Here is a 2,143-nt window from a genome sequence, read left to right as displayed (position 1 = left end):
TCAAAGATTAATTCATCATGTATCTGTAATACGATGTGTATATCATGCTCTTCAAGTATAGATTTGTAATTCTCCTGTAGCCATTCATCTCTATCTAAGCATTTTGTACCATCTGGCCGGGTGGGATAAAATAAATTTACCATGGCTTTTTTTACTTGCGTCGCAGAAGTTCCTTGTATTTTAAAGTTACAACTTTGCCGTTTTATTTTCTCTAATCTCCAATCTGAATTTTTGTTCTTAAAGGTGGAAGAAGAGGTAGCTTTTAAAATTGTTTCTTTAAAACGTCTTTTTCTACCAAATAAATCTTTTACATAACCATTAGTTAAAACTTCTCTATGTGTTTCAGCTTCCCATCTTAAAAAGTTGGGTAATTGTTTTTTAAATTGATTAATTAACGAGGTCGCTGCTGCTTTTGTAATATTTAATTGATCAGATAAACCGATTTCTGTTATACCATATAAGGTCACTTAAACCCCTTAGTTTCCTAAGGGAGTGGACTATACCTTAGCAACTATTTCAAGTTACTTCTCACATTAAGCGAACTCGTTAGATTGGTTGTTTATATAACCGCGGAACGCTATAAGTCTCTGCACCTGCCATTCATATGAACGCTTTGGCACAGGATTACCATATGTTTATACACTTAGGTTTCCCTGTTTTGAGTGAGATTTTAATTCGGCAATCCCTTTACCGAATACAATGCTTTTCATTTCTTTTCTAAGCGATTCAAAAGCATTTGCCAGAGAAGGAATAGTAGTACTATTTAGTTCCTTCATATTATATATCTTCAAAATATATAGACATTCTGGGGTATCTGACCATTTATTTATAAGCTGTTGTATATGATGCTGAGTCTCTTTTAATGTCTCTCTTTTATAATTTCGAATATCCTCAAACAAGTTATAAGTAAACCCCTTAATTTGGCAAGTGATTTGACTATGTACATCTAAACCTTTCTTAAAGGCTTCAATTAGAACCGGTTCTTGTGTTACTATTGCGAGCCAACGTAATTCTTGTTGTATGTATACCGCCATTTTCATGGTATTTGAACACTCCTTAAAGGAGCCGGATTAGACTATACCTTCTGTTGCATTCTTGCAAATAATGGGCAAATTTTGTGACCACTAAGCCCATAGCCTACCGTATAAATGAGTTCGATGGATTTATCAATTTTGGTTGATAGACGACTCATTATTTTGTTAACTATGAATCAAGGTGATAATTAACAAGCAGTCGTTGCACTTCTTGTCACTAGAAGCACAGGATTCGCTCCACCGTTACATGAGGGCATTCCCTGTTTTGAGTAGGTTTAGATTAACGACTTCAGCCAACGTTTTGTAAACTGAAGTCAATACTGGTGAATAATCTACCTCTTTCTGCTCTAAAGGCCATACGTATAAAATCAGCTTTACTTGGTACTTGTTGTCATTGTAGTAATGCAAGGCTCTTTATCCTTGCTCTCTTTTTTCAAAGAGTATCGGACTATATCATCACCCTGTTATAGAAGGGTGGATCGCTTTCGTGCTTATTTCACCTGTTCTAGGTTAATTTAAGTAGTCTCTGCACCTTTCTAATATCCCTATTAGACTTGGCTCAGGATTGACATAGGTAATTACCCTTAGCTTTCCCTGAATTAACGATCTGCTTACACATAAAGTTACCTTTATGCAGCCCACAACTTTAGGTTTGGTGACGAGCAACTCATACGGCCTGTTTTAGTTCCTACAGAGTTATAGATAGGATGAATTTTATTATCGATAGTACCTTGTTGTTCTTTGGGTAGGGAGTTGCAAAAAGAACTTATTAATTTCACTAAGCGACGATATTCTAGAATTAGAGGAATTACAGGATGCAGTGATAGATTACGTATCAGCGTTTTTCTATCTGTTTTTAGCTTGGAAATCACACTTTTGCAACCTTTGTCATATTCCATGATAGGTTTTAGAATAGCGTTATCAATATAAAGTTTTTGGGCCAAATGGGCTGGAGAATTTATATTAAACAAAGTGCTTGTTAATTTATTTACGCTATTATATTTATTTTGTTGCTTAGGTGGGTGCATACAATTATTTAATGTGATAGTAGAACCTAGGTGATTCAAGATTTCTTTTTTTACGGATTGTAATTTCGCTTGGAGTATTTG

At 34.9% G+C, this 2,143-nt stretch carries 3 protein-coding genes; all 3 read right to left on the bottom strand.

The window, feature by feature from the left end; all coding sequences use genetic code 11:
- On the bottom strand, window positions 1-467 hold a 467-nt coding region (locus ABWK52_RS26565), incomplete at its 3' end, for a DNA polymerase (protein WP_353772252.1).
- A gap of 168 nt (window positions 468-635) precedes the next feature.
- Entirely contained in the window at window positions 636-1,040 is a 405-nt protein-coding gene (locus ABWK52_RS26560; protein ID WP_000781409.1) for a hypothetical protein, read from the bottom strand.
- Between the two features lie 623 nt (window positions 1,041-1,663).
- Window positions 1,664-2,143 (bottom strand): DNA polymerase (locus ABWK52_RS26555; protein WP_353772251.1); only part of this gene is annotated, 480 nt, incomplete at its 5' end.

This window comes from Bacillus sp. AP50, from assembly GCF_040492675.1.
GTDB classification, from domain to species: domain Bacteria; phylum Bacillota; class Bacilli; order Bacillales; family Bacillaceae_G; genus Bacillus_A; species Bacillus_A cereus.
Note: the sequence above shows the minus strand (reverse complement) of the source record. Positions and strands in the feature narration are given on the sequence as shown.